The sequence below is a fragment of the Rhodococcus sp. P4_E4 genome (genome assembly GCF_056401575.1).
The window spans coordinates 85,322-108,044 of the sequence record NZ_JBFUJB010000010.1 but is presented as its reverse complement, the minus strand read 5'-3'; the positions used below and the strand labels follow the sequence as shown (position 1 = coordinate 108,044).

Sequence of the window (22,723 nt, the reverse complement as noted above, 5' to 3'; positions counted from 1 at the left end):
CGAAATGCGGGGCCGCTCGATTTGTGTCCGCACCGCGCCGGCATCAGACGCCCTCGAGCGCCTCTCCGATCTCTTCGAGGACGTGATTGTGCTGCTCTGTTGCGAGCAGATGCCCCGCCGCGATGGTGACTGCCACGGGCCACTCGATGATCTCGAACGCAACCATCAGTCCCATCACCGCAAAATAGGCGATCTGCTCGGGTCTCGGAACCGGAATGGCACCGACGATCGGTAGCTCCAATTCGAAGGTCCGGGCCGAACGGACGGATTCGACTACCGCGCGGTGGTCGACGGGGTTCGTGTGGTCGACGGTGTTCTGGGACATGTCACGATTCCTCAGGATTCATTTCGGGTCGCCCGGGAGTTCGGCGACGTGTCACTTCCAGCAGCGACGCTCACAAGCGTGTCCGATTCACCGGTTTCCGCTTCTTTGATTTCCGCTTCGCTGATTTCCACGCTGTCGCGAGCGCTGACTCCCCCGGTTCGGGAGGTGTACGCGGTGCTCGTCCGCGTCGGGATCTTGCGAATCGTCGACTGACCTTCCGCGCTCTCCTCAGTTCCAGTCTGTTGCGGCGATCCGCTCCAACACCCGCGGAGCCAGCGCCGCCAGCAGCGTCGCTGCCGACGCACAGCCCACTGCTTGGCCCCACCCAATCGGACCGAGCGGCGTGCAGCCGAGAAATTGGCTCACCACCGGTGTGCTGACGAGCGTCGCCAGCGCCGCAGCGGACCCGGCAACTGTTGCGACCACCAGCGGACTGCGCGATTCGAGCAACGTCTGCCCCAGTTGGGTGCCCACCAGGGCAACCAACGCCACCGTCGACGCTCGTCGCCGCCTGCCGCTCGTCCGGGCCATAAGCCACGCTGCCAGCGCACCGATTGCCGTGGCAGTGCCGCGGACAGCGATCGTCTGCCACAACGCATGAGTGTCCATCTGTTCGGACTTCTCGGATCCGTTCTCGGACGGGGTGCTCACCGCAAGCGCAGCAGCGGGCAAGGCGTCCGTCATCAGATTGACCAGTAGCAACTGCCTTGCGTTGAGCGGTGATTCGCCGGACAGCGCAGAACCGATCAGAGCGAATGCGACTTCACCCGCGTTGCCTCCGAGCAAAACCCCCACCGCTGATCTGACCCGCCGCCACAATTGACTGCCCTCGTCCAATGCGTCGGTCAATCCGCCGACACGGCCGTCGAGGAGCACGATGTCTGCGGCGCCGCGCGCCGGATCGCTGTCAGTCGACGCCACCCCGATTCCCACGCTGGAAACTCGGATCGCCGCAGCATCGTTCGCGCCGTCACCGACCATGGCGCACACGCGCCCGTCAGTCTCCAACGCTTGCACGATCTCGACCTTCTGCTCGGGTGTCACGCGCGCAAAGACGCTGCTGCCGCGGACGGCGTTCCGTCGTTCTGCGCGAGAGAAGTTCTCCCAGTCCGGATCGGTGACCACGTCCTCACGCGCCACATCCATCCCCAGTTCGGTGGCGACCGCCGCCGCTGTTGTCGGATGATCCCCGGTCAGCACGCGCACTTGCTGTCCGTTGCCTTGAAGTTCTCGAACAAGTTGCGTTGCTTCGGGTCTCAGCGTGTCCGAGAGTCCGAGAAGGCCGACCGCTTCCAACCCCTCGGAGCAACACTGTTCGAGAAATTCCGAGTCCTCCGCAGCGCGTCGCGCATCGTGTTCCGACAACTCGCGCTGTGCGACGGCAACCACCCGCAGTCCGCGTCCGGCCATGCTCTGAACGTGGCTCGCCGACACAGCATTCGGATCCCGCCCTGCCTCCGCCACGAATTCCGGTGAACCCTTCAGTGCGATCCGTCTGCCCAGTAGGGCTGCCGAGTACGGCCGCCCAGACCTGAACGGAACGAGGTTGAGCGCGTCGGCATCACCGAAAACCCGAGCCTCGTCCAGAGCTTGTTCGGCTGCATCGACGACGGCGGCGTCCGTCGAATGAAACACGCGATCGTCGCGACTTCCCAGAGCACTGCGCGCCGCAACTTCCAAAATCTCACTTTCGCCCCAACCGTCGACGCGTTCGACCGCGGCCACCCGTAGCTTGTTCTCACTGAGGGTTCCGGTCTTGTCGAAGCAGACCACGTCGACACGCCCGAGCGCTTCGATCGAACGTGGAGCACGCACCAACACTCCTGCTGCAGTGAGCCTTCGAGCTGCCGCCTGCTGAGCAAGGGTCGCAACCAGAGGCAATCCCTCCGGCACGGCGGCCACGGCAACGGCCACGCCTCCGGTGACGGCGCGGCGCAGACCGGTACCACGAATCAGACCCGCGACTGTCACCAACGCTCCGCCGCCGATACTGGCCGGCAGAGTCGCCCTGGTGAGTTCGCGCAGTCTGTTGGTCAGGCCCACAGCAGGTCCGGATCGGGATACACCGACATCGGCGCGCCTGGTCACCGTTCGAGCTCCGGTGGCCGTGACCACGCCACGACCGGAGCCGGCAAGCACTGTTGTCCCGGCATAGGCCATGCACCTTCGCTCGGCCAGGGGCATCCCAGGGGTCGGGTCGGTCTGCTTGTCGACGGGCATGGACTCCCCCGTCAACGACGACTCGTCGACTTCCAGCGATTCGGCGCTCAACAGTCGACAATCGGCGGGCACGATGTCCCCGGACTCGAGGGCCACGACGTCACCGAGTTCGAGCGCGTCTGCCGCAGTCTCGACCTCGCCAACGTTGGTTACTCGCCGAGCTACCGGTTCCTGAGTCCGCAAAAGCCGCTGCACTGCCCGTTCCGAATGAAGTCGTTGAACAGCGGACATCGCGGCATTGCCGACCAAAACCGAACCGACCAGGACGGCGTCTACCGGTGACCCGAGGACGGCGCTGGCCGCGGAGCCGGTTGCCAACACCGGCGTGAGTGGATCCGCCAATTCTGTTCGCAACGCCGACAATCCGTCACGGATCAATCTGAAGCGTGSGGGCGCCCSCACACCGCTATCAGCGCGCTGCGGTGTATGCCGGACGGATTCGGCGAGTTCGCGAACGACAGAATCACCGTCCATCTCATGCCAGCTATCGCTCGGAGCACCGACAGGGGCGGGAGCCTGAATCACAGATCGGGACAGGGTGTATCCGGTCCACAGTCCCGCGGCCGAACCAGCCGTGACCGGCCCCGGCCCAGCCCCTCGAACTCCCGGAAGCATAATCAAGGCACCCAATGCCGAAGAACCCGAGGAGAGTTCGACGCCGCGCCTCGTCGCTGTTCGGGCAGCCGAGAGCGCATGGACGACCCGCCACGCCCCGGCCAAGTCGGAGTGGATGTCGGCACTCACGTGCTCGCCACTCGGTGGTGAAATCCCGATGCGCAGCACTGCCTGCCCCGCTATCGCCCTACTCGACACGATCGCAACTGTCCGACCCTCGGCCACCAACGCCGAGAGAGCTTCGCGCAGGCCGGCTTCGGGAGTCGATGGCGCCGGATAGAGCTCGTCGAATCCGCTTCGCAGTGATCCGAGCCCGTCGTCGTCGATCGTGGCCGCTGCGACCCCGCTCGCGCGTATCTCACCAATCAGTGATTCCGCCAACCCTTTTCGCACCGGTCTTACGACAACTTCGGCGCCGTCGATGCGGTGTCTTCCGACCCCGAGCGAGCCGGCGTCAAGCGCTTCCCTGGCATGTGCCCACACCGCGACGCGGTCCGACTCGGACACCTCTCGTATGTCGGAAACCCGGAGCGCGTCGTCGAAAAGGACACTCGGATCGACGAGGACGGTATCGACACGATCGAGCATGCGTAGAGCCGCGGGGTCCGAAACGGCGACGTGGTGCGTCCGCCACAGACCGTATGACAAACCAGCAGCGAACGATTCGCGTGACATCCGAAGCGGCCGCGGCGCCGAAACCTTGATGCTCGTCGCAACGGTGTCACCGCCGGCAGACACGGTAGCCAGTGCAGCCCCAGCCGCCAGCTGAACCCCAGCGATCCTGTCGGCATAACGCTCCCCCGGACCACTCGGGTCACGCCTCGTGGAAGCACCGCGACCGCCAGATTCGAATGGCCGCACCCGCCGAGAGTTTCGCGCCGCCAGAGTTTCGCGTAGCAGCATCGTCCGCAGCCCGAAATCCACGCCCAATGACGCAGGCGCGTAGGTCAGAACATCCGCGAACGACGTCGCCGACTCCAATGCGAAGTCGGTGAGCGAACGGCCAAGGCGCTGTTCGATTCGCCGACGCACCCGGGGTTGATAATTGATCGCTGACACCGCCGCCGAGACATAGGCGGAACCCGGCATTCGCGGGGCACGAAGAATCGATCCCGCTGCTGCAGGAATCATCCCGACGCCCGCCAGCGCAAGAGTGCCAGTCCGCAGCGCCACGTCACTGACAGCGGTTCGCGGAATCGTCGAACCACCGACCAACGCCAGACCCGACAACGCCAGGCGCGGCGGCAAAGTTGCCACCGACACCGCACGCCGGGCCATCGCTGAGAACATCAGTGAGTGGATCGAGTGTGCGAAGAACTGTGAGTTCGATCCTGCGACCGACTGGCCGCCTTGTGGGAGTTTCCGCTCGATTCCTTCTTTGCCGGTTCCGTCTTGGTCGCGCGCCCAACCGCCTTGACCGCACGATCGGGCCGCGCGCTCTTGCGATCCCATTCGTGAAGTACCAGGGCCGTGCCGCCGACCGCCAAGAGCACCGGCCACTCCACCAATCCCGCCGCGCCGACGGCGGCCATCGTGAGAACCGCGGTCGGCGTCGAGGAACTACCCGCACGAATTCCGTCTCGGACGCCCTCCGCCGTTCCGCGTATCCCGCCCGTCACTCCACCGATCACTCCACCACCGACGGCTCCAGCCACCGTCGTCGTTGCGTCTGCCACACCACGAACGACGCGGGTGGCTTCGTCGACAATCATCATCGGACGCTCCTATCAGCAGTCCATCGAAGAATTCAGTATTTGAGGCCATACCCAACACCGACGGCGGCAATCACGATCCGATACATTTTTCGGCGAACCTGGCGAGGGCGCGCCATCGTCAGCGCCGTGAGAGGGTACGGTGCGGGATGCAGCGACCACCTTCATCGACGGGAGTTCCACACAGTGGCGATCATCGGAAATTCGGACCTCGACATCTTCCGACTTAGCTTGGGCGGCAACCCTTTCGGATGGACAGCAGACGAGAAGACGTCCTTCGAGATCCTCGACTCGTTCGCCGAAGCCGGTGCAAACTTCATCGACACCTCCGACTCGTACACGGCGTCGGCTCCCGGCAATTCCGGCGGGGAATCCGAAACGATCATCGGGAAATGGATCACCGATCGGGGACTGCAGAACGACATCGTCGTCGCCACCAAGGTGGGTAGCCATCCCGATTTCAAGGGACTGAAGGCCGACAACATCGCGGCCGCAGCTGAGGCGTCGCTGCAGCGCCTGCAGACGGACTGCATCGATCTGTACTACGCACATTTCGACGACCCGCAGACTCCGCTCGAGGAAACTCTCGAAGCCTTCAATGCGTTGGTCGTCGCGGGCAAGGTTCGCTATCTCGGAATCTCCAACTACAGCCCCGACCGCGTCCGGGAGTGGCTGCGGATCACCGAGGAGAACGGTTACGCCGCGCCCATCGCGCTGCAACCGCACTACAACCTGGTGCACCGCAAGTCGTACGAACCCGAACTCGCGCAGATCGCCACCGACAACAACATCAGCGTCTTCCCGTACTTCGCTCTCGCTTCCGGCTTCCTGACCGGAAAGTACAAGACCCGCGCGGACATCGAAGGCAGCTCCCGCGAACGGCTGACCGCCGGATACTTCAGCGACGCCGGACTCGACGTCGTCGCGGAACTGGCAACAATCGCGCAGGCACACGACAGCGAGATCTCGACCGTCGCGCTGGCCTGGCTGCTGACTCGACCTGGCATCACCGCACCGATCGCGAGCGTCAGCCGGCCGGAGCAGCTCCCGGCGCTACTGGACGCCCCGAATCTGGTGCTGTCGTCGAATGAACTGGACACTCTCGAACGGGTGTCGGCGGCAGTCGGCGCCTGAAATCAGGCAGTTTTGAGATGAGCGCCGAGGGCCGTGTTGTTGATCGTCCAGAACGACCAGCCGTCATGGCTCTCGGTGTCGCCTGAAATGTGACCGGTCACGGCATTGGCGGCCGCGGTCGGATCAGGGAATCGGCGGCCTTCCATCGGTCCGCGCATGATCTCGACGACCTCGGTGCTTTCGTCGAAGCGTCCGACCCAGCGGTATCCATGGCAATCAGCCGTCATCTCGAGGCGATTGTCGACAACTTCGATCTCCTCGACACCGCTGGCGCGACGCTTCTTCGCGGCGACCGGCGACGTCTTGCGCTTGGTCGCAACCGGGGCCTCCACGTAAATGCTCGGATCCTTGACCGCGGCCAGGCCCAGCGCATCCCAACGATCGTGACCGTGTACGACGCGTCCGCGCGGAATCGCGTGATGTCCGGTGCGATTGCGTCCGGGGCTGTCCATGATCCACAGGTCGACCTCGGCACGGATGTCGTCCGCGACCTCGTTGGAGGGCAGCATGAAGAACTCGTGCGGGTCTGCAGCCAGGTCGACGAACACCCAGAACTCGGAGCGCGTGTCGTCGCTCTCGAGCGACTCGTCCTGACGCCTGGCCTGCCAGTCACCGTCGAGCTTGGAACGCACTCGGACGATTCGGCTGATGCCGTCTGCGCCCGTCACCTCGACGGGATTACGACGTGAGTGCGTGAGCCGGACAGCCTTGCCCCCACGCTGCGTAGCTTCGGAAATGAACGCATTGATGCCGCGGCTTGCGGTGTCTTCCATGATCGACCTGTCTCGAGCGGGTACGCCCGCATCACCGGATCGGCATCGGGGTCGAGCAAAGAGCGAATTCTCGGCCTGTTCTTCGATCGTGCGGCCGGTCAGTACCTTCGACCTTACAGCTCCGGCGACAGCCTGACTACGGCGCCCGACGCTCGTTCCCGGAGGTCAGCAGTGCAATGTCCCCGTAAAGAGCCGCCCGGTGAGCGAACATCAGCTCTTCCACACCGTCGAATTGATCCCCGACGTAGTGCGTGTTGGCAGCCGAAAGTTCACGTGAACCAGAGCGCGCGAGTAGGTCGTCGATCCGGCTGTCGAGGCTCGCTGCATGCGCAACCGCGCGCTGCGAACTCAACTGATCCTCGGCCCGTGCGACCAGGTCACCGATCCGCGCGAGCGCCGCGACGCGCTCGACCAGCTGGTCCCAGACCGTGCCGAGTGCTTCCCTTCGCGAAGCGATTCCGGCTCGGGTTCCCTCGTCGCGTGCCAGCGCAGCCGCGTCGTCCAGCTCTGCGAGTATCGAACGCAGCGCTACGGTATCGACCGCGATCTGCGTGATCTCGTCTGCCAAGTCCAGTTGATTACGTTGAATGACGAAGTGATCGGAATGCCACGCGCTGGAACTCTCGATCCGGTCGAAAAGATTCCCGGCGAGGTAAAGCAGTGCGTCGTACTCACCGGCGCGTCCTTCGGGTTCGGAATCGACCAGTCCGTCGAGGACTTCCGCGATGCGTCTTCCGGCATCGGCGATGACACCGGTTCCCTGGACCTTCCCGAACTGGGCGGCGAGTTTGTCGAGTGCTGCGTTTCCACTGCTGGCCACGACACCGAGACCCACCGGCAGCTTGGCTGGAACCGGCGTACAGGTGAGCCCGGCAAAGAGAGCCTCGCGCTGCTCGACGTCGAGATGGAGACCGTCGCGGCGGTCCTTGCGGATGGCACGGACACTGCTCGCGAAGTGACGATTGGAATGCACGATCGCCGATCGCATCGACTGAACGCGCTTGTCCAGCGTCTGCACCCGCCGTTCGAGGACAACCTGAACGGGACCGATGCGTGTCGCGAGCAGTCGACGCCTGGTGCGGGCCAGCTCGTCGGTGAGATACCTCAACTCCGAAAAGCCGCCGATCTCCGGGAACGAACGTCCGACACCGCGCCGGTTCGCCAGGATCGACCGCGTCGACTCGTCCGCATAGCCGCCGGCGATCAGCAATGCGACATCATCGGACAACTCCGGCCGGTTCGACTCGACGGTCCCCGCCGCACACCACTCCCTGACTCGGGTGGAGATGAGCGTTCGCCGTTCGGTCAGCGACGCCACGACAAAGACGTCGCCATTTCCGTCTGCCATCTCACGGCCATCCGTCATCTCACGCCTCCTGCTGGGTGCCGGTTACCACTGTTCCAGAATCTGCCGACACGCGCCCGACCCCTGCTCCCGAAGCCGACGCACCTCTGCCATACCGTAGGCGGGTGACCTCCCTGCGATCAGACGCACAAGCAGGTCACTCGCGCGCACCGCGGACTCCTCCAGCGGTTCAACCACTACTTCCCGATCTCGCGATCGAACAACTCCAGTCGTTGTTGCAGGTACGTTCCTGGACTCTCGCGGAATGGTTCGCGATGGCCGACCAACGCGGATTCCTCGCGCCCGCGGCCAGTGTTCCGCTCTTCATAGAAGCCGCGCTGAAGTATCCCGAGCACCGCGAGGCGCTCCTTCGCCTCGCCGGTCGACGCGGGCAGTACCTGGCGGAGCAGAATCCCGATTGGGCCCAATTGCGGCGGATCGGGTCACGCCGGGACGAACTGTGGCTATCGCCCGATCCGAACGACCGTACGGCCTGGTTCGATTACATACGTACGGTCGACCCGGAACTGGCGAGCGAGGAGCTCGAGATCGCCTGGGACGACGAGCCCACCGCAAACCGCCTGCACTTCCTCGATCACCTCGAGGTCGGACTGGGTGAACACGATCACACCCTCCTCGAGCGTGCACTCGACGATCCAGCCGTGCGGGTTCGTGAGCGTGCAATTCAACTACTACGGCAACTCCCCCGATCTCCTTTTGCCTCTCGCATGGTCACTCGGGCTAAGTCGTGGGTCCGGCTCGAAACGAAGCCGTTGCGGCCGCGCCTTGCCGTCCGATTGCCGGGCTCGCTCGACGACCTCGCATTTCGTGACGGCATCGAAGACGTCCACTACAAGAACAAAGGCATCCGGCGCTGGTGGTTACGGCAAGTCGTGACCGCCACTCCACTGACACTGTGGGAATCGATGGCCGGTTCGCCACGCGAGGCCCTCACCATCCCCATCGAGAAGCAATGGCGCACCGTGATGATCCAATCATGGACTGCTGCAACAGTTCTTCAGAAGAACACAGCGTGGGCGTCGGCATTTCTGGAGCGGGACGGGCGCACGACCGACCGGAGAATCGTCGCCATCGCGGACCCACGCGAGCGCGTCGAATACATCGTTGCCGGCCACGCGGACGAATACCTTTTGGGCGTCGACGGCAGCGCACTACTCGACGGCATCGACCGTCCATGGCCCCTGGCCGTCGCCGAAAAGTTGTTGAACGCCTTGGAGAACGAAGCGATGGAGCATGCTGCGACGGGTGAGGACTTGGGCATTCACTCGCGACACAGTCACTTTTCCACTCTGCGAAGCGTGCAGGCGCGCTTCCCTTTCGAGGCGATACCACTGCTCCGCAGCGCCGCGTCCAGAACGAGCGACCCCGGCTGGCAACAAGCGTTCACCGACAGTGCGGTCAACATCGAGCAGCGTCGACTCCGCTTGGACGTTCTACGTAATCACCACTGAACGACGAAGGGGCCGCATCCCTCGAACGGAATGCGGCCCCTCTGTCGATCGTGAAAGATCAGACCACGCTGACCATCTCGTGATCAGCCACACCGGCGGCCAACACCCGGAGGTGATCTTCGGTGCTGCCGAGGGTGTGCTCGATGGCGACGAGTCGGCTCACGTAGTGACCCACCGGGTACTCCGCGGTCATACCGATGCCACCGTGCATCTGGATCGCTTCCTGGCCGATGAGCCGAGCCGAACGCCCGATCTGCAACTTCACCCGCGAAGCGATCACCGGATCGACGACGCCGTCGGCAAGGGACATCGTTGCGTACAGACTCATGCTGCGTGCCAACTCGAGCGAGACGTACAGGTCGGCGGCGCGGTGCGTCAGCGTCTGGAACTTCGCGAGCGGAACTCCGAATTGCTTACGCGTCTTGAGGTATTCGGTGGTCAGGCGTAGCGCCTCTTCCATCGCTCCGACAGCCTCGGCACACAGCGCGGCCTGCTCACGGATCTGCGCGGCCTGGATCAGAGCAGAAGCGTCACCGCCGTCACCGAGTGCTTCGGCCGGAGTATCGGTGAACTCGATCTGCGCACCGCGCAACCCGTCGTGAGTGGCGTAGGACTTGCGTACCAGGCCGGAGGCATCGCTCTTGACGAGGAACAGTCCGACGCCACCGCCGGGGAGCGCAGCGCTCACGACGAGGATGTCCGCAGTCGCGCCGTGGCCAACGGGATTCTTGATACCGGTGATGGTCCAGCCGCCGTCGACCTGCGCCGCCGCGGTGGCCCGTTCGGTTGCCGGCCAACGGATTCCTGGTTCCTGATCGGCGAACGCGAGGAACGTGGTGCCCTCGGCCACTCCGGGAAGAATCGACGAGCGCTGCTCTGCGCTGCCTCCTTCGGAGATGAGCCCGCCCGGCGTCACGACCGCGTCGAGTAACGGTTCGGGGGCCAAGCGTCGACCGATCTCGGTCATGACCGCACCGATTTCCACCGGGCCCGCGTCCATGCCGCCGTCGTCCTCGGAGAACGTCAGGCCGAGCAAGCCGACCTCGGCCAACTGCTTCCAGACCTGCGGGCTCCACCCTGGATCGGAGTCGATGATCGCGTTGCGCTTCTCGGCGTCGTAGCTACGCGCGAGGAGGTCTTTGGTGGTGTCGCGGAGAAGCTTCTGCTCGTCGTTCAGTTCGAAGTCCATGCCACGCCTCACAATCCGAGGATCGAGGAGGCGATGATGCTGCGCTGCACTTCGCTCGATCCGCTGTAGATGGATACCTTGCGGTAGTTCAGGTACGTCGGGGCAGTGTGCTGCGCCCAGCTCGCGGAGGCGATGTCGCTGCCCGCGTCGTACGGCAGTGAATCAGGGCCGGCCACGTCCATCAACAATTCGACGCTCGCCTGCTGCAATTCGGAGCCACGAAGCTTGAGCAGCGACGACGCCGGGTTCGGCTGGCCGTCAGCGGAACTGGCGACCACCCGGAGCTGAGTGAGCTCGAGGGCAAGCAATTCGTTTTCGAGTTCGGCGAGGCGAGCAGCGAAGAGCGGATCTTCGAGCAGGGTCCCGTTGCCGACCTTGACCTCGGCAGCGCGGGCCTTGGCCTGGGCCAGACGAACCTTCGAGAAACCGACGCGGGTGACACCGGTGCGCTCGTTGCCGAGCAGGAACTTGGCGTAGCCCCAGCCCTGATTCTCTTCACCGACCAGGTTCTCTCCCGGAACGCGGACGTCCTCGAAGAACACTTCGTTGACCTCGTAGCCGCCGTCGATCAGCTTGATCGGGCGGACCGTGACGCCAGGCGTCTTCAGGTCGACCAGAATGAACGAGATACCTGCCTGGCGCTTCGGCGCATCGGGATTGGTACGCACGAGGCAGAAGATCCAGTCGGCGTACTGTCCCAGCGTCGTCCAGGTCTTCTGACCGTTGATGACCCAGTCGTCGCCGTCGCGGACCGCGCGGGTCTTGAGCGAAGCGAGGTCGGAGCCGGCCTCGGGTTCGGAGAATCCCTGGCACCACCAGATGTCGAGGTTCGCGGTCGCGGGAAGGAACTTCTCCTTCTGCTCCTGCGAGCCGAAGGCTGCGATGACCGGACCGACCATGTTGGCGTTGAACGCCAACGGTTCGGGGACCGACGCAAGCTGAAGTTCGTCGAGCCAGATGTTGTGCTGGACCGGGGTCCAGTCCTTGCCGCCCCACTCGACCGGCCAGTGCGGTACCGCCAGACCGTGAGCATTGAGGATCTGCTGCGCCTCGACCATACGGTCGCGCCCCAACTCCTCGCCGTGGGCGTACGCCTCCCTGATGTCCGCGGGGATTTGCGTACGGAAGAACGTCCGCATCTCGTCGCGGAACGCTAGTTCCTCGTCGGTCAATGCCAGGTTCATCGGGATTCCTTCGCACTCGAAACCGGATTCATGTTCGGTTCGACCGTACCCCGACGACCATGGAGGCGGAACAGGTACCGCGAAAGACGGCACTCAGGGCCGACCTTCTACACGGTCTTGAGGACCAACAGGTAACCCCCGCCCGCGGCGTCGATGCTCGTTTCCACGTTCAGCGACGGAGCCAAACGTGACAACCGATCGATCAACCAATCAGACGCTTCCTGGGCGTCGTCTTTGCCGGGGCAGCGAGCGACCGCGACGCGGCCACCCTTGCGCTCGAGTTGCTCCACGACCCCGATGATCGGAGCGGGATCCACGACGAACAGCCGATCCGGCCATTCCACAACAGGTTTGACCGCACCCTTCTTGGTGTTGCATGCGCGGTGCGCCAAGCGTTCGACGCCACCTTTTGTCTTGCCACCCTTTTTTGCGGTGTTGATGCTGTCGATGCTCGGGCCGCGCGGATCATTGACGGACATGTCGGGATCGACCGGTTCGTCACACAGCCAGCAGCGCCAGGATTCACGTTCGCCGACTTCTTGAAGGGTGCTCATGTGGCAACGGTACCGTGCGCACTTTCGGCTGCTTCCGCTACCAAAAGTGCGCACGGGGCCGAACGCCCTACATGTCTGCAATCGCCTCCAGCGGCTTCGTCTTGGCCGCTCGGTTGGCCGGCCACAGCGCCGCCAAGACACCGACCACACCCGAGCCGATCAGCATTCCGACCACCTGACCCCACGGGATCGTGATCTTGTCGAGGCCCTGATCCGCGAGAGTGCTCACGAAGGCCCAACCGAACGCGATGCCGAGAACAACTCCGACCGCCGCGCCGTACACCGCGATGAGCACCGACTCGAGGTAGATCGTGCGTCGCATCTGTCCGCGCTGCATGCCGACAGCTCGCAGCATTCCGATTTCTCGTCGCCGCTCGACCACCGACAGCGCCAAGGTGTTGATGATGCCCAGGATCGCGATCACGACCGCGAGTGCAAGCAGTCCGTAGAGGATCGCCAACAAGGTGTTGATCTGCTGGCCCTGAGTTCCCTTGAACTCCTCACGATCCTGCACCTGGACGACGACGTACTTCTCCGTGGCCGTTTCCAGCTCGGATCGCAGCGTAGTCAGATCCGCACCAGGCTTCGCCTTCACCAGCACCACGAAGTCCGGGAGACTCTCGGCCGGCATCAGTTTCCGGTACGCCTCGTCCGAGACGATCCACGAGCCGATCAGCTGGTTGTCCTCGAACACTCCCGCGACAACGGTCTGGTACTCGACGCCGCCAGGACCGGTCAACGTCTGGGTCGAGCCGACAGTCCAGCCCTTGTCATCCGCAGTCGACTTCGAGACGAGCATGTTGTTGCCGGTCAGATCGACCGTGCCCTCGAGGATCTTGTACTCGAGCACGCCTTCGATCGGTCCGTCGAACGAAGCACCCTGCTCGTCCTCACCGTCGACCTTCGCGCGCACCCCGTGCAAGGACGTCGCGCTCTGTACGTCGGGTACCTGCCGGACCGCGTCGGCCGCACCTCGCGGCACACCGATCGCGTTGGGACCGGTCAGGATGTAGTCGGCCGAGACACCCACGTCCACAAGAGCATTGATGCTCGCCTTGGCCGAGGAACCGAACACTCCGATGACCGTCACCAGCATCAGACCGAGAGTCAGCGCGAATGCCGTTGCGGCCGTACGGCGAGGATTACGCACCGCATTGGTACGGGCCAATCGCCCGATGGCGCCGAACGGCTTGGCGAACACGGCACCGAGCGCACCGACGATCGGCCGCGACAGCGCCGGAGCCCCGAGAAGAACCGCGATGATCAACGAGAACGCACCGAGCCCTACGATCAGCGCCGCGCCGCCGCCGGTTCCGCGAGAGCCGAACACGAGCAGTGCCACACCGATCACGCCGAGAATCGCACCGATCAACGTCCGCACTCGCAGTGAGTCACCGGTAGAGGCGAACTCCTCACGCATGGCCGCCACCGGCGGGATTTTCGACGCACGACGAGCCGGGGCGTAAGCGCTGAGCGTCGTGACGACGACGCCGACTACCAACGCGACGATGATCGTGCGGGCACCCACCTGGAGCGGGCCTTCCGGCAGACCGACGTCGAATGTGTTGAGCAGACTGCGCAATCCGTAGGCGAGACCGATACCGCCGAGCAGACCGATGATGCTGCCGATGAGTCCGACCACGAGCGCCTCGGTGACCACCGAACGGCCGACCTGCGCTCGGCTCGCACCGATCGCACGCAGCAGCGCCAGCTCACGAAGACGCTGCGCCACGATCATCGAGAAGGTGTTGTAGATGATGAACGTTCCGACGAGCAGAGCAATCGCGCCGAACGCCAACAGGAAGTAGTTGATGAAGCTCAGCGCCGAGTCGACCGCGGCCTTGGTCTCCTCACGAACCTGGTCGCCGGTCTGCACCTTGAGATCGGGGAAAACCTGCTCGACGCGTTGCTGTAGTTCCGTCTGCGACACCCCGTCGCCCGCGACGTCGATGTACTCGACGTGTTGGCCGTCGGTGAATAGTCCACGGGCCTGCTCGTCGGTGAAGAGCGCGCCGATGAACCCGCCGGTGTCACTGCCCGCCCCCTCGTAGATGCCGGACAACGTCACGTCCACGATTCCGCGGGCCGGTGCCAGAACCTTGGCGGAGTCCCCCACCTTCAGTCCGGCTCGCTCGGCGGCGCTGGTGTTCAGCGCGACCTGACCGGTCTGCGTCGGAGGCGCGCCCTCGACGAAGGTGTCGGGTTCGGCAATCGCCTGGCCCGGCGGTAGGTAGGACTGCCCGATACTCGGCGCGCCGCCGGTCTGAACAGCGCCGCCGTCTGCGTTGATCAGGACGATCTGTCCACTGACGGCCGGGGCTACCGCTCGGACGCCGTCGACCGCCGCAAGTTTGTCGACATCCTCCACCGGAACACCACTGGTGTTGCGTTCTTCCATCGATACCCGGACGTCGACGCCCTGGGCGGTGTTCTCGAAGATCGAATCGAAAGTCTTCTGGAGGGTGTCGGTGAAAACGAACGACCCCGCGACAAAAGCCGTGCCAAGCACCACGGAGAGAACCGTCAGCGCAAGTCGCACCTTGTGTGCCGCCAAGTTGCGCAGGGAAACCTTGCGCATCGGCGAGTTGCTTACCGAAGCCATGTGCTCAAGCCCCGGCTTCCACGTTCACGACCGCCTGCGGAGCGTCCAGACGCTTCATCCGGTCGAGGACCGAATCCGCCGTAGGCTCGCGCAATTCGTCGACGATCTTGCCGTCCGCGAGGAACACCACCCGGTCGGCATACGCCGCTGCCCGCGGATCGTGCGTCACGATCACCACGGTCTGGTTGAACTCGTCGACGGCCGCCCGCAGGATCGAGAGCACCTCCCCGGAGGACTTCGAATCGAGGTTTCCGGTCGGCTCGTCGCCGAAGATGATCTCCGGCTGACCCGCCAGGGCACGCGCACACGCCACACGCTGCTGCTGACCACCCGAGAGCTCTCCCGGCCGGTGATCGAGGCGATCCCCGAGACCCAGCTTGGTCAGGACGCTGTTCAGCCAGGTCGGGTCCGCTTTGCGTCCCGCGATGTCAAGCGGCAACGTGATGTTCTCGAGCGCCGTCAGCGTCGGCACCAGGTTGAACGCCTGGAAAACGAAACCGATGCGATCGCGTCGCAATTGGGTCATCTGTTTGTCGGAAAGCGTCGTGAGTTCCGTGTCGCCGATGAGAACGGAACCCGAACTTGCGGAATCCAGACCGGCGAGGCAATGCATCAGCGTCGACTTACCGGAACCGGACGGCCCCATGATCGCCGTGAACTCACCGCGGGCGAAATCTGCGGACACCGAACTGAGTGCGTGCACCTGGGTATCTCCGGTGCCGTAGGTCTTGGACAGGCCGACTGCGCGGGCCGCGACATCCTGGGCGTGCGAACTCATGATCGCCTTTCCTGTTCACTTCGGTACTACTTGTGGGCGTGACGGGCGCCCGTGAAAACACGGACGCCCGCAATGGTTGGTTCCATCCTGTCGGGTGTCGGGCGCGCTCGCCATCGGGGACCACCCTGATATCTGCAGCCGAGTCGGTCAGGGTCGCGGGAATGTGCTCTCTCTGCTTGTGCGCATTGACGAGAAACAGCGATACGAAGACCGGGCGCACATTAACCTTGTGACACCAATCACACGAGAGGGGCGGCCGAATGTCCGACGCCACCGCTGGAATCATTTTCGATCGGCTAGAGCACTGGGCGACGGTCAAGCCTGATCAAGCAGCGATGACCTTCCAAGGGACCGAATACACGTGGGCCCAGTGGCGAGACCGCATCTTGCGTATCGCCGCCGCCCTCGCTGAATCCGGCATCGGCGCCGGCGACACTGTCGCGTTCGTCGACAAGAATCATCTGTCCTGCCTCGAAGTCACCTACGCCGCCTCACTGCTCGGCGCCGCGAATGTCATTCCCAACTGGCGACTTTCGGGCGAAGAGCTGGATTACGTCCTCGCGGACTGTGGCGCTCGCATTCTGTTTGTCGGCAGCGAACTACTCCCCCAGATCGTCGCCATGCGCGACCGCTTGACGGCCGTCGAATCGATCTTCGCCGTCGGCGGGGAACACGACGAGTTCGAACCGTGGATCGACGAGGTCACACCGCTGCACTCCCGCCCCGAGGTGAGCCCCGATGCCACCGCTCTGGTTCTCTACAGTTCCGGGACGACCGGTCGGCCCAAAGGCGTACAGCTCACGCATCGAAACCTGTTCGCGCACAGCAACAATGTGCTCGAAATCCTGCCGGCCCACGAGGATCACCGATTCTTGATCGCGATGCCGATGTTTCACGTCGGCGGAACGTGCTACGCCATCATGGCAATTCACACCGGTGGGCGCTGTTACTTCACGAGAGAAGCCGACGGACCGTCGATCTTCGCCGGTCTCGCCGCCGGAGCCAACATCGCGTTTCTCGTCCCACCGGTCATTGCCGGAGTCCTGGCCGCAGGCGAGCAGGCCGTCGCCGCCTTCAAGGCATTCAAACGCATTACCTACGGCGCCGCCCCCATGCCCCTTCCGTTGTTGCGAGCAGCACTCGCGGCTTGGCCGGACACCGAATTCGTCCAGGTCTACGGCATGACCGAAATGGCAGGTGTCATTACCGCGTTGATGCCGGACGTTCACCGCGACGAGTCGCAGGTCGAGCGCATGGCATCAGCAGGCACGGCGATCCCCGGCGTCGAGATGCGTGTGGTGGACCCCGTCACGCTCGAGGACGTGCCCACCGGAACGACCGGCGAACTGTGGTGGCGATCCGAACAGTGCACCCCCGGATACCTGGGCAAGCCCGAGGCGACGGCCGAAACGATTACCGCAGATGGGTGGCTGCGTAGCGGCGACATGGGCCGCGCCGACTCCGACGGCTTCGTCTTCATCGAGGACCGCCTCAAGGACATGATCATCACCGGCGGCGAGAACGTCTACTCCCCCGAGATCGAACGAGTACTGGTGGAGCATCCGGCAATCGCCGAGGTCGCGGTCATCGGCGTTCCCGACGACCGTTGGGGTGAAACCGTCAAGGCAGTCGTGGTTCTCACTGCCGAAGCGCAGATCGACGAAGCCGAACTGATCACCTACACACAGGAACGCCTCGCAAAGTTCAAGTGCCCGACCAGTATCGACGTCGTCGAGATCCTTCCCCGCAATCCCACCGGAAAGATCCTCAAGCGCGACCTCCGCAAACCGTACTGGGACAACCGCGAACACAAACTGGTCTGAGTTCGCGTGCTGTAATGGGGCGGTGACTTCGCGCCGCCCCACCACACCCAATCCGACCGATCCGTGCCCGTGCGGCAGCGGCAACGCGTTGGCCGAATGCTGCGGAAAGTACATCAGCGGCGAAGCGCACGCACCGACTGCCGGAACCCTGATGCGTTCGCGTTACACGGCCTTCGCTGTGATGGACGACGAATATCTCACGCAGACTTGGCATCCCGACCATCGCCCCACCGAACTCGATCTCGACCCCGACCAGACATGGCTCCGGTTGGAGATCCTGGACACCGAACGGGGCGGGCTGTTCGATTCCGACGGCGTCGTGGAATTTCGCGCTCACTACACATTCGGGCGCGAGCGGGGAATGCTCCACGAACGCAGTCGATTTGCGCGAACAGAGGGTAAGTGGCTCTACGTCGACGGCGATATCGGTTAGGTAACTCCGGGCACCGCCGCCGCGGATCCCGATAACGCGAGCCCTACGATCGAGTCATGACAACGAACCGGACGAGATCATTTGCCGCTGTCGCTGCCATCGCAGTGGGCGTGAGCCTGACTGCCTGTTCGCAGGACGCGGAGACCACTCCCACGGCGGCCACCTCGGCCGTCACCTCGACCTCGAGTGCAGCAGCGTCGACCACAGAACCAGTCCCGACGGACAGCTCCGACAAGACGTCGGCTGCGGGCACCGAATCCAAGCTCACCGTCGTCGACATCCGAGTGGGCGAGCACGACGGATTCGATCGTGTCGTCTACGAAATGGGCGGAACCGGCACACCCGGATGGCGCGTCAAGTACGTCGACGCGGCGACACAGGAAGGCAGCGGTAAGCCCGTGGACATCAAGGGTGCCGCAGTGATCCAGGTCCTGATCGACGGTTCCGCCTATCCCTTCGACAGCGGAGTCGAGCAGTACTCCGGCCCCAACCCGGTCCCCGGCGTCGGCGGAGTCGTGACCGAGGTCAACGGGTCCAACGTCTTCGAGGGAGTCACGCAGTCGTTCATCGGCGTGACCGAGAAGCAGCCGTTCACGGTCACGACGCTCAGCGACCCTCCGCGAGTGGTGGTCGACGTGGCCCGCTGAGGCCGCACTTGACCTGAAGTTTGGTTGAGGTTCTACCTTCGTGTCGTACCGGCCACGTAATCTTCGTGGCCGGCGACCGGAGGGGCGAAGTCATGAGTATGGAAGTCACCGCGTGGAACGCGATGTACAACGCGATGCACGCGCAAGAAGATCGGCGCCCGTTCTCGAAGGCGACACTGAAGCGGATCGCGACGTTCGCAGTTCCACAGAAACGCAACCTCAGCTGGTACCTCGTACTCAGTGTCGTCACTGCTGCGCTTGCCGTGGCAACACCCGTCCTGGCCGGGCGTGTGGTCAACGCGATAGTCGGCGGCGACGCCGTCGACGTGGTCGTCAAACTTGCCGCCCTGATCGCACTGGTAGCACTTCTCGAAGCCGCTCTGGGACTGTTGACCCGGTGGCTCTCGGCCAGCATCGGCGAAGACCTGATCCTGCATCTGCGCACCACCGTCTTCGATCACGTCCAGAAGATGCCCATCGCGTTCTTCACCAGAACTCGAACCGGAGCACTGGTCAGCCGTCTCAACAACGACGTCATCGGCGCTCAGCGCGCCTTCAGCGACACCTTGTCCGGAGTGGTCAGCAACCTGGTCACCCTGGTGATCACGCTGATCGTCATGCTCGGGATCTCCTGGCAGATCACCGTCCTCGCGCTGCTACTTCTCCCGATCTTCGTCATCCCCGCACGGCGCATGGGCGCTAAACTTGCAGCACTCAATCGTGAAGCAGCCAACCATAATTCGCTCATGAGCACCCAGATGACGGAGCGGTTCTCCGCTCCCGGCGCGACTCTGGTCAAGCTGTTCGGCCGCCCGTCGCAAGAGTCGGCGGAGTTCGCGGTTCGCGCCAGGCGTGTGCGCAACATCGGAGTCCGGACCGCAATGCTGCAGTCCGTCTTCGTCACAGCACTGACGCTGGTCTCGGCCCTTGCTCTTGCCCTCGTCTACGGACTCGGCGGCTTCTACGCGCTGCGCGGACAGTTGGACGCAGGCGCCGTCGTGGCGATGGCACTGTTGTTGACGCGGCTGTACTCACCGTTGACCGCACTTGCCAGCGCCCGGGTCGATGTCATGAGCGCCCTGGTCAGCTTCGAGCGGGTATTCGAGATTCTCGATCTGGCGCCGCTCATCACCGAGAAGCCCGATGCACGCACGGTGCCGCAGGGCCCGGTGTCCGTCGAGTTCAAGAACGTCACTTTTGCTTACCCATCCGCGGACAAGGTGTCTCTCGCCTCTCTGGAGGAAGTCGCGATCCTCGACACCCGCGGCGGCGAGGACGTGTTGCACAACCTGTCGTTCCGCACCGAAGCAGGACAGATGGTCGCCCTGGTCGGCACGTCCGGCGCCGGAAAGTCGACCGTGGCCCAGATGATTCCGCGCCTCTACGACATCGACTCCGGTTCGGTCGAGTTGGGCGGCGTCGACGTCCGCGACCTCAGTGCCGATTCCATCCGCGAGACTGTCGGCATGGTCACGCAGGACGGGCACCTGTTCCACGAGAGCCTTCGATCCAACCTGCTCCTTGCGCGACCGGATGCCACCGAAGAAGATCTGCGCGAGGTTCTGGAGCGAGCACGGCTCACCGACCTGGTTGCGTCGCTGCCCGACGGACTGGAGACCGTGGTGGGTGAACGCGGCTACCGCCTCTCGGGCGGCGAGCGTCAACGCCTGACCATCGCACGACTGCTCCTGGCCCAGCCTCGCGTCGTCATCCTGGACGAGGCCACCGCGCATCTCGACTCGACGTCGGAAGCCGCGGTTCAGGAAGCACTCGGCGAAGCACTCGCCGGGCGGACTGCGGTGGTGATCGCTCACCGGTTGTCGACGATCCGTTCCGCCGACCTGATCCTTGTCGTCGAAGCAGGCCAGATCGTCGAGCGCGGCAACCATGAGGAACTGCTCGCGCACGGTGGCCGCTACGCCGAGTTGTACCGCACACAGTTCGACACCAACGCCCGGAAGAACGGCGCTCTCGCACCGACGCCGATCTGATACCGCGCAGCGCCTTGCCCTCCCCACAGAAAACTGGCGCTGTCCTCCTCGCGGAGGGCAGCGCCTGTTTCAGTCTTTATGTCAGTCGTTGAAGCTGTAGGTCAGTCGTTGTAGCGATCGCGTCCGCCACCGCGGCGGTCGTCACGTCCACCGCGATCGTCCCGGCCACCACGGTCGCCACGGCCACTCGGACGTCCCTGCGGCGGGCCGAAATCAGGCTGCAACTGGATCAGGACGCCGGAGATGCGTGTGCGACGCAAAGCTTCGAGAGTCTCGTTGGAGAGGTCGGCCGGCAGCTCGACGATGCTGTGATCCGGGCGAATGCTGATGTGCCCGAAGTCGCTTCGACGAAGTCCACCCTCGTTGGCGATGGCACCGACGATGGCACCCGGAACGACGCGGTGACGCTTGCCGACTGCAATGCGGTATGCGGCCAACTCCTGGCCCTCGGGTCCACGCGAGCGAGGAGCCGGGCCGTCGTCGAAACGACGAGGGGGACGCGGTTCACGCGGCTCGCGCTCACGACGCGGCGGTGCCGGCGGCTCGGGAGAAAGCAAGAATGCTTCGCCGTCGCGCGACTGCAATGCCAGAGCGGCAGCGATGTCGATGAGCGGAACATCGTGTTCCTGGTCGTAGTCCTCGATCATCTTGCGGAACATCGCGAGATTCTCCGAGGCCAGGCTCTCGGTGATGGAGTCACCGAACTTGGCCACGCGCTGGGCGTTGACGTCGTCGACACTGGGAAGCTGCATCTCCGCAAGCGGCTGACGCGTCGCCTTCTCGATGGACTTGAGCAGATGACGCTCACGCGGAGCGACGAACAGCAACGCGTCACCCTGACGACCGGCGCGGCCGGTACGACCGATGCGGTGAACGTACGACTCCGTGTCATGCGGGATGTCGTAGTTGACGACGTGGGAGATTCGATCGACGTCGAGGCCTCGAGCGGCAACGTCGGTCGCGACAAGGATGTCGAGGGCGCCGTTCTTGAGCTGACCGATGGTCCGCTCACGCTGTGCCTGGACGATGTCGCCGTTGATCGCGGCAGCCGAGTGCCCGCGGGCCCGCAGCTTCTCCGCCAGGTCTTCGGTGGCCTGCTTGGTACGGACGAAGATGATCATCGCCTCGAATGCCTCGACCTCGAGGACTCGGGTCAGTGCATCGAGCTTGCGCTGATGAGCAACCTGAATGTAGCGCTGCGTGATGTTCGAGGCGGTCGACGTCTTGGACTTGACGGTGATCTCGACCGGATTGTTCAGGTACTGCTTCGAGATCCGGCGAATCGAGCCGGGCATCGTTGCGGAGAACAGGGCGACCTGCTTGTCGCCGGGGGTGTCGCGGAGGATGCGCTCGACGTCCTCCTGGAACCCCATCTTGAGCATCTCGTCGGCCTCGTCGAGAACGAGGTACTTGAGATTGGTCAGATCCAGGGTGCCCTTTTCGAGATGGTCGATGACACGACCCGGGGTACCGACGACGACGTGTGCGCCGCGGCGCAGGCCCGACAGCTGGACGCCGTAGCTCTGGCCACCGTAGATCGGCAGCACGTTGAGTCCGGGGATGTGCGCGGAGTACTTGCCGAATGCCTCGGCAACCTGAAGCGCCAGCTCACGCGTGGGAGCAAGCACCAGCGCCTGGGTCTGCTTGATCGACGTGTCGATCCGCGACAGGACTGGAACTGCGAAAGCTGCGGTCTTGCCGGTACCGGTCTGTGCGAGACCGACGACGTCCTTACCTTCGAGCAGCGGCGGAATGGTGGCAGCCTGAATGGGCGAGGGCGACTCGTAGCCCACGTCTGACAGTGCCTTCAGTACCCGATCATCGATGTCGAGGTCGGCAAATGTTGGGGGTTCGGGGTCACGCTCAATATCACTCATTTGACCAGCAGTTTAGCGGATAGAGTATAGACACGACGACATACCGGGG

The 22,723-nt window shown here is 64.0% G+C and carries 18 protein-coding genes; 7 read left to right on the top strand and 11 right to left on the bottom strand.

All coding sequences use genetic code 11. The annotated features are described in order from the left end of the window. Positions 1-43 precede the first annotated feature (43 nt). Positions 44-325 carry a hypothetical protein gene (locus AC1DVN_RS13305; RefSeq protein ID WP_020970168.1) on the bottom strand — a complete coding sequence of 94 codons (282 nt, stop codon included), beginning with the start codon at positions 323-325 and terminating at the stop codon, positions 44-46. Positions 326-403: 78 nt separating this feature from the next. Here AC1DVN_RS13305 and AC1DVN_RS13300 point away from each other — a divergent pair, with 78 nt between their 5' ends. Beyond that, entirely contained in the window at positions 404-538 is a 135-nt protein-coding gene (locus AC1DVN_RS13300) for a hypothetical protein (RefSeq protein WP_477993900.1), read from the top strand. A 15-nt stretch (positions 539-553) separates the two neighbouring features. Here AC1DVN_RS13300 and AC1DVN_RS13295 read toward each other — a convergent pair whose 3' ends face one another. Continuing rightward, a complete protein-coding gene (locus AC1DVN_RS13295) occupies positions 554-4,450 on the bottom strand; it encodes a cation-translocating P-type ATPase (RefSeq protein WP_477993899.1) in 3,897 nt (1,298 codons plus the stop codon). After that, positions 4,450-4,875, bottom strand: a complete 426-nt coding sequence (locus tag AC1DVN_RS13290; RefSeq protein WP_029255779.1) for a hypothetical protein — start codon at positions 4,873-4,875, stop codon at positions 4,450-4,452. Before AC1DVN_RS13290 ends, AC1DVN_RS13295 begins: the two co-directional genes overlap by 1 nt. Positions 4,876-5,058: 183 nt before the next feature. Between AC1DVN_RS13290 and AC1DVN_RS13285 the strand changes: the two genes are divergently transcribed. Then, complete coding sequence (locus tag AC1DVN_RS13285) at positions 5,059-6,006, top strand: aldo/keto reductase (RefSeq protein WP_007732210.1); 948 nt, start codon at positions 5,059-5,061, stop codon at positions 6,004-6,006. Positions 6,007-6,008: 2 nt separating this feature from the next. On the opposite strand, the gene AC1DVN_RS13280 is transcribed toward AC1DVN_RS13285, so the two are convergent. Further along, complete coding sequence (locus AC1DVN_RS13280; RefSeq protein WP_019749294.1) at positions 6,009-6,779, bottom strand: hypothetical protein; 771 nt, start codon at positions 6,777-6,779, stop codon at positions 6,009-6,011. Between the two features lie 136 nt (positions 6,780-6,915). Further along, positions 6,916-8,145, bottom strand: a complete 1,230-nt coding sequence (locus AC1DVN_RS13275; protein WP_477993898.1) for a hypothetical protein — start codon at positions 8,143-8,145, stop codon at positions 6,916-6,918. Positions 8,146-8,249: 104 nt separating this feature from the next. Here AC1DVN_RS13275 and AC1DVN_RS13270 point away from each other — a divergent pair, with 104 nt between their 5' ends. Beyond that, positions 8,250-9,596 carry a DUF5691 domain-containing protein gene (locus tag AC1DVN_RS13270; RefSeq protein ID WP_477993897.1) on the top strand — a complete coding sequence of 449 codons (1,347 nt, stop codon included), beginning with the start codon at positions 8,250-8,252 and terminating at the stop codon, positions 9,594-9,596. A 58-nt stretch (positions 9,597-9,654) separates the two neighbouring features. Here the strand turns inward: AC1DVN_RS13270 and AC1DVN_RS13265 are convergent, their stop codons facing one another. The 5 genes from AC1DVN_RS13265 to AC1DVN_RS13245 all read right to left on the bottom strand — a co-directional run bounded on the left by AC1DVN_RS13265 (position 9,655) and on the right by AC1DVN_RS13245 (position 15,903). After that, complete coding sequence (locus tag AC1DVN_RS13265; protein WP_477993896.1) at positions 9,655-10,785, bottom strand: acyl-CoA dehydrogenase family protein; 1,131 nt, start codon at positions 10,783-10,785, stop codon at positions 9,655-9,657. An 8-nt stretch (positions 10,786-10,793) separates the two neighbouring features. Continuing rightward, positions 10,794-11,969, bottom strand: a complete 1,176-nt coding sequence (locus AC1DVN_RS13260) for an acyl-CoA dehydrogenase family protein (RefSeq protein ID WP_007736177.1) — start codon at positions 11,967-11,969, stop codon at positions 10,794-10,796. A gap of 107 nt (positions 11,970-12,076) precedes the next feature. Beyond that, complete coding sequence (locus AC1DVN_RS13255; RefSeq protein WP_020970172.1) at positions 12,077-12,523, bottom strand: hypothetical protein; 447 nt, start codon at positions 12,521-12,523, stop codon at positions 12,077-12,079. Between the two features lie 67 nt (positions 12,524-12,590). Further along, positions 12,591-15,125: an ABC transporter permease gene (locus AC1DVN_RS13250; protein WP_477993895.1), complete on the bottom strand. Its 2,535-nt coding sequence runs from the start codon at positions 15,123-15,125 to the stop codon at positions 12,591-12,593. Between the two features lie 4 nt (positions 15,126-15,129). After that, on the bottom strand, positions 15,130-15,903 hold the full coding sequence (locus AC1DVN_RS13245; protein WP_003945134.1) for an ABC transporter ATP-binding protein: 774 nt from the start codon (positions 15,901-15,903) through the stop codon (positions 15,130-15,132). Positions 15,904-16,163: 260 nt separating this feature from the next. Between AC1DVN_RS13245 and AC1DVN_RS13240 the strand changes: the two genes are divergently transcribed. From AC1DVN_RS13240 to AC1DVN_RS13225, 4 genes are all read left to right on the top strand, one after another. Then, positions 16,164-17,726 (top strand): long-chain-fatty-acid--CoA ligase, encoded by a 1,563-nt coding sequence (locus AC1DVN_RS13240; RefSeq protein WP_020908422.1) that lies wholly within the window; start codon positions 16,164-16,166, stop codon positions 17,724-17,726. A 22-nt stretch (positions 17,727-17,748) separates the two neighbouring features. Next, entirely contained in the window at positions 17,749-18,159 is a 411-nt protein-coding gene (locus AC1DVN_RS13235; RefSeq protein WP_133727801.1) for a YchJ family metal-binding protein, read from the top strand. 56 nt (positions 18,160-18,215) lie between these two features. Then, positions 18,216-18,806: an AMIN-like domain-containing (lipo)protein gene (locus tag AC1DVN_RS13230; protein WP_019749302.1), complete on the top strand. Its 591-nt coding sequence runs from the start codon at positions 18,216-18,218 to the stop codon at positions 18,804-18,806. A gap of 92 nt (positions 18,807-18,898) precedes the next feature. Next, positions 18,899-20,797, top strand: a complete 1,899-nt coding sequence (locus tag AC1DVN_RS13225; protein ID WP_133727802.1) for an ABC transporter ATP-binding protein — start codon at positions 18,899-18,901, stop codon at positions 20,795-20,797. A 101-nt stretch (positions 20,798-20,898) separates the two neighbouring features. Here AC1DVN_RS13225 and AC1DVN_RS13220 read toward each other — a convergent pair whose 3' ends face one another. Next, complete coding sequence (locus AC1DVN_RS13220) at positions 20,899-22,674, bottom strand: DEAD/DEAH box helicase (RefSeq protein WP_003945121.1); 1,776 nt, start codon at positions 22,672-22,674, stop codon at positions 20,899-20,901. Positions 22,675-22,723: the final 49 nt, after the last annotated feature.